The organism is Marseilla massiliensis (assembly GCF_016899955.1).
Taxonomy (GTDB): Bacteria; Bacteroidota; Bacteroidia; order Bacteroidales; family Bacteroidaceae; genus Prevotella; species Prevotella intestinigallinarum.
Genome location: NZ_JACJJL010000051.1, coordinates 1 through 5,287, shown reverse-complemented (window position 1 = coordinate 5,287; position 5,287 = coordinate 1). Strand labels below are relative to the sequence as shown.

2 protein-coding genes and 2 pseudogenes are annotated in these 5,287 nt (G+C 50.3%); 1 reads left to right on the top strand and 3 read right to left on the bottom strand.

Going from position 1 to position 5,287, the window contains the following annotated elements; genetic code table 11:
* Nucleotides 1-72 precede the first annotated feature (72 nt).
* From H6B30_RS15490 to dnaK, 3 genes and pseudogenes are all read right to left on the bottom strand, one after another.
* Nucleotides 73-408, bottom strand: a pseudogene (locus H6B30_RS15490) (Arm DNA-binding domain-containing protein); the annotation flags it as partial.
* Nucleotides 405-965: a helix-turn-helix domain-containing protein gene (locus H6B30_RS15485; RefSeq protein ID WP_205112173.1), complete on the bottom strand. Its 561-nt coding sequence runs from the start codon at nucleotides 963-965 to the stop codon at nucleotides 405-407. The gene H6B30_RS15485 and the pseudogene H6B30_RS15490, both read right to left, overlap by 4 nt.
* Before the next feature lie 218 nt (nucleotides 966-1,183).
* The gene (gene dnaK / locus H6B30_RS15480; RefSeq protein WP_205112174.1) at nucleotides 1,184-3,139 is read right to left on the bottom strand and encodes a molecular chaperone DnaK; all 1,956 of its coding nucleotides are present in this window, start codon (nucleotides 3,137-3,139) and stop codon (nucleotides 1,184-1,186) included.
* 538 nt (nucleotides 3,140-3,677) lie between these two features.
* Between dnaK and H6B30_RS15475 the strand changes: the two are divergent.
* Nucleotides 3,678-5,155: pseudogene (locus H6B30_RS15475) on the top strand (MFS transporter).
* Nucleotides 5,156-5,287: the final 132 nt, after the last annotated feature.

The following is a 5,287-nucleotide window of genomic DNA, read 5'->3' as shown; positions in this document are numbered from 1 at the left end:
ATAGCGTTTTTTGATATTTTATTAATAATCAGCAGCTAAAATATGACACTTCGCATAATATAACACTTTGCATAATGAGGCATTGTCGTATTCCTTCTGCCGCAGGCTCCTTACCTTGTCGGCATAAATACATGCTTCTTGGTCTAACTGCGATTTACATTGTATAATGCCGTTCAAATCACGTTTAGGCTTATAGGTAATCTTGCCGTTTTTGCCTGTTCGGGCATTTTGGGACTTATCCCAAATGGGAGTAGTAATGGTGCGGTTCAAATATTCACGCACTCTTTGAGGGTTGGACTTATCTGCATGAAAAACCGGATAGGCTTCAACATACAGATACCATTCCTCACGGTATTCTGACTTGCGGAGTTTTACCGAGACTCGTGTATTGACCAACGCTTTCTTCATTTCTTCGCTTCTTTATATAGATTATCAATTTCTTTCTTGGGGGCATAGACAAAATTCCCTATCTGTCGGGTGGGGATAGAGTATTTACGGATATGGAGATACACCGTACTGTCGTCCAAATGATATTTCTTAGCTATTTCACCGATGGTGTAACAGTCCTTTGGTTCCAGACTGTAAAGTTTGGCAACAGGCTTCGACTTTGTCAAGGCTTTCTTTCGCAGTGGATATAGCTTCATCAATTCATCCTTACTTACACGGATTTGTCTTTGGCCAGCGTTCACGCTTGAAATGCAGCCCTTGCGAATCAGACGATATAGAGTTTCCTTGCTGATTCCAAACAAAGCATAGGCTTCAGGAACGGTGATATAATCTCTGGACTCAGGTATCTTCTTTACAACCTCGTCCAATCTTTGCATTTTTCGTTCCTCATCCTTACGGCGTTTCCACGCTATCTTGGAACATCTTGGGGAGCAATACCAAGATTCAATGGTCTTCGCTTTGAACAATTCTCCGCAGACCTTACATTTGCGTACAATCTCGAATTTTGCTACTGGCATAGCTGTCTTTTTAATATAAACCATTCACTATCAGCACCGACAACGGATTATATGTCACATTATCTACTTTTAAGTGTCGGTACAAATATGGTACAAATATACAATAAAAATCCGAGAAACAAGCAAATACATCCGAAAGTGTCAAAAACGAAAATAGGGTGCAACTCAATGAGTTGCACCCTATTTTACTATCTTTAGTTATCGTTGTTTACCGATATTTACTTCACTTCCTCAAAATCGGCGTCTTGTATGTTGTCGTCGGTTTTTGAGTTGCTGTCTTGAGCCTGTTGGCCGCCGGCTTGCTGGTTTCCTGCATTAGGCTGTGCGCCAGCGTTTTGGTACATCTGAGCGCTTGCGGCTTGCATTACGGTGTTCAAGTTGTTGATGGCGTTGTCGATGGCCGTGATGTCGCCGCTCTTGTGGGCGTCTTTCAACTGTTGCAGTGCGCTCTCCACGGGAGCTTTTTGGTCGGCAGGTATCTTGTCGCCGTTATCTTTCAGGAAGTTCTCTGTGGTGAAAATCATAGAGTCAGCCTGATTCATCTTGTCGACGCGCTCACGCTCCTTCTTGTCATTCTCTGCGTTCTGCTCCGCTTCAGCCTTCATGCGCTCAATCTCCTCCTTGCTCAGGCCAGACGAAGCTTCTATGCGGATAGCCTGTTCCTTGCCAGTTGCCTTATCCTTTGCCGACACCTTCAGAATGCCGTTAGCATCGATATCGAATGTTACCTCGATCTGCGGAACGCCACGGCGAGCCGGTGCGATGCCTGTCAGGTTAAACTGGCCGATGCTCTTGTTCTGTGCAGCCATGGGGCGCTCACCCTGCAACACGTGGATTGTCACTTCTGTCTGGTTGTCGGCGGCTGTAGAGAACACCTCGCTCTTCTTGCACGGTATGGTAGTGTTGGCTTCGATGAGCTTGGTCATCACGCCGCCCATTGTCTCGATACCGAGCGTCAGCGGAGTAACGTCGAGCAATACAATGTCGCCCACACCGCCTTCTTTGTTGAGGATGGCACCCTGTATGGCAGCGCCAACAGCCACAACCTCGTCGGGGTTTACACCCTTTGACGGCTCTTTTCCGAAATAGTTCTTAACCAATGTCTGCACGGCGGGTATACGGCTTGAGCCACCTACGAGTATTACTTCGTCAATGTCGGCAGTTGTCAGCTTGGCGTCGCGTATGGCGTTCTGGCATGGCACGAGGCAAGCCTGGATGAGGCTGTGGGCCAATTGCTCGAACTTTGCGCGTGTAAGCGTCTTTACCAAGTGCTTGGGAACACCGCCTACCGGCATGATATACGGCAGGTTGATTTCCGTAGAAGTAGAGCTTGACAACTCTATCTTTGCCTTCTCTGCAGCTTCCTTCAGGCGTTGCATTGCCATCGGGTCGGTTGTGAGGTCGGCACCTTCGTCGTTCTTGAACTCCTGTACCAGCCAGTCGATGATTACCTGGTCGAAGTCGTCACCACCGAGGTGAGTGTCACCATTGGTAGAGAGCACCTCAAACACACCGCCACCAAACTCCAGTATAGAGATATCGAATGTACCGCCACCGAGGTCGAATACAGCAATCTTCATGTCCTTGTTTGCCTTGTCAACGCCGTAGGCCAATGCGGCAGCCGTAGGCTCGTTGACAATACGGCGCACATTGAGTCCGGCAATCTGGCCTGCCTCTTTTGTGGCCTGGCGCTGTGAGTCAGAGAAGTATGCCGGAACGGTGATTACAGCGTCGGTCACTTCCTGTCCGAGGTAGTCCTCGGCGGTTTTCTTCATCTTCTGCAGAACCATGGCCGATATTTCCTGCGGGGTATACTTACGGCCGTCGATGTCTACACGTGGATATCCGCCTTCATTGACAACGGTAAACGGCACGCGGCTCACCTCCTTTTCGCATTGTGCCCATGTCTCACCCATGAAGCGCTTGATGCTGTATACAGTGTTCTTCGGGTTGGTGATGGCCTGGCGCTTGGCGGGGTCGCCCACCTTGCGCTCGCCGCCTTCTACGAAACCGATTACAGACGGGGTGGTGCGCTTGCCTTCGCTGTTAGCTATCACTACAGGTTCGTTGCCTTCGAAGACGGCAACACATGAGTTTGTTGTACCCAAGTCAATTCCAATAATCTTTCCCATATCTTTATTCTTTTTATTATTATTCTTGTTAAGTGATTTTATGTTGTGGACTGCATTGCAATCCGCTTAAAGTGTAGCAAAGCACGTGCCAAACGTAGGGCATAGTATGCCATGCTATCTGCCGACTGCCATTTTGGCACACGCGGCCTGGCGTTCACATAGCATGATTTTTTTTGTTTTGGCAGCGTGTCCGTTGCACGTTAGCATTCCTGTGCCATCTGTTTGTTTGGATTGGGGCTGGTGTGATATACATGCAGAGGGGCTCCCTTTGTTTGCCCATGGGGCTATTCTGGCGGTGGCGTTGTGGCAGAGGCTGTATGCAGTCGGCTCATGCAGGCCGCGCAACCGCATGATGCCACTGCCGCCGGTGGGGCAGTGGCTTATATATCATAAGATGTGGGGTGGGGGTGTGCTTGGCGCGTGTCCTTTCTTTTGTGTACAGGCATTGCCAGAAGCGATTTACGGAATGATTATTCCATGATGAAACGCCAAGCGAAGTCTATGCAACATGAGGAGAAATAAGACAATAAGGTTTTTATTAATTTTGCATGCAGATAATTTAAACTTTTGACGTGTAATAATGACAGATTCCAAAATCACACTGCGTGAGAAGGTTGGCTATTCATTGGGCGACGTGGCCGCCAATCTGGTATTCCAGATGATGATGATATTCCAGCTGAAGTTTTATACCGACATCTTCGGGCTTGACGGTGCCATTGCCGGCAGTGTGTTGCTTGTTGCTCGCATTGCCGAGCCTTTGTCGATCCAGCCGTTGGAATCATCACCGACCGCACCGAAACCAGATGGGGCAAGTACCGTCCGTGGGTGCTATGGACGTCGGTGCCTTTCTGCGTGTTCTATGTGCTGGCATTCTGGAATCCCGGCATAGAAGACAAGTGGTTGGTGGCGGTTTATGCCACCGTGAGCTATGTGCTGCTCATGACAATGTATTCGTTTAACGACACGCCCTATTCATCGTTGGGCGGAGTGATGACGGGCGACATACGCGATCGCACCAGCATCACCAGCATACGGTTTGTTGGCAGCACCATTGCCCAGTTTGTCGTACAGGGCCTCACCCTTCCGCTCGTGTCAAAGTTTGGCGGCGGTGACGACCGCCACGGCTGGCTCTGCACCATCGGCCTTTTTGCCGCAGTGTGCCTGGTGTGCTTCATCGTCACTTTCTTGTCTGCCCGTGAGCGCATAGCGCCGCCGCCCCATCAGAAGACCAACATACGCGAGGATGTGCGTGAGCTTGTCGCCAGCGTGTCGTGGCGCTCAATGTTCGTGCTCACCCTGTTTGTCTTCATCACGCTTGCCATGTGGGGCTCTGCCATGAGCTTTTATTTCCAGTCGTATGTCGACCAGGGCGCCCTCTACGCCTTCATCGACGATATCGGACTGGTGGCTTCCGCAGGCGGTAGCGGTGGGTGGCGCTCGCTGCTCGAAGCCTTCAACCTCGTGGCCCACAGCGAGTCGGACGCTTATGCCATAGGCTTCTCTCTGTTCAACATGGTTGGGGCCATAGTTCAATTCATAGGTGTGATAACCCTTTCGGCCTTTCTGGCAAACAGATACGGCAAGAAGAAAACCTTCATCGTCTGCCTCTCGCTCACGGCAGTATTCACGGTCATGTTCTATTTGCCGCAACCTTCAGATGTCCGCTTCATGTTTGTGCTGTGCGTGCTCAAGTCGCTGGCTTACGCCCCTACGGTTCCGCTGCTTTGGGCAATGATTGGCGACGTGGCCGACCATATAGAGTATGTCAACCACCGCCGTGCCACGGGACTGTGCTTCTCCGGCGTGGTGTTTGCCCTAAAGTCAGGCCTCGGACTCGGAGGGGCCTTTGCCGGGCTTGTCCTATCGATGTTCGGCTTCCGGTCTGGCGGTTCTACCGGTCAGAGTGCCGACGCCGTTACTGGCATACAGATTGCTTCGAGCATCATACCGGCCTTGCTTTTCTGCATAGGCGTCGTGGCAGTTTGCTACTATCCGATAACAAAGCAGTTTAACGAGAAAATGCAGTCAGAGCTTGCCGAAAGGCGGCAGAGGCAGTAGCTGCGCCCAGTGCCGGTGGCGTCGTCTGGCTCATTAACCGTGGCGAAACATTAAATTAACGTGAATTCGACGAATTCAAAACAAAGCAAGCTGTGTGTCAAATGTACGTTGTACATTGATACACGGCTTTTT

Bases quoted from the DNA above. Each gene is read 5' to 3' on its own strand.
- H6B30_RS15485 (WP_205112173.1), bottom strand. From the start codon at position 965: ATGCCAGTAGCAAAATTCGAGATTGTACGCAAATGTAAGGTCTGCGGA.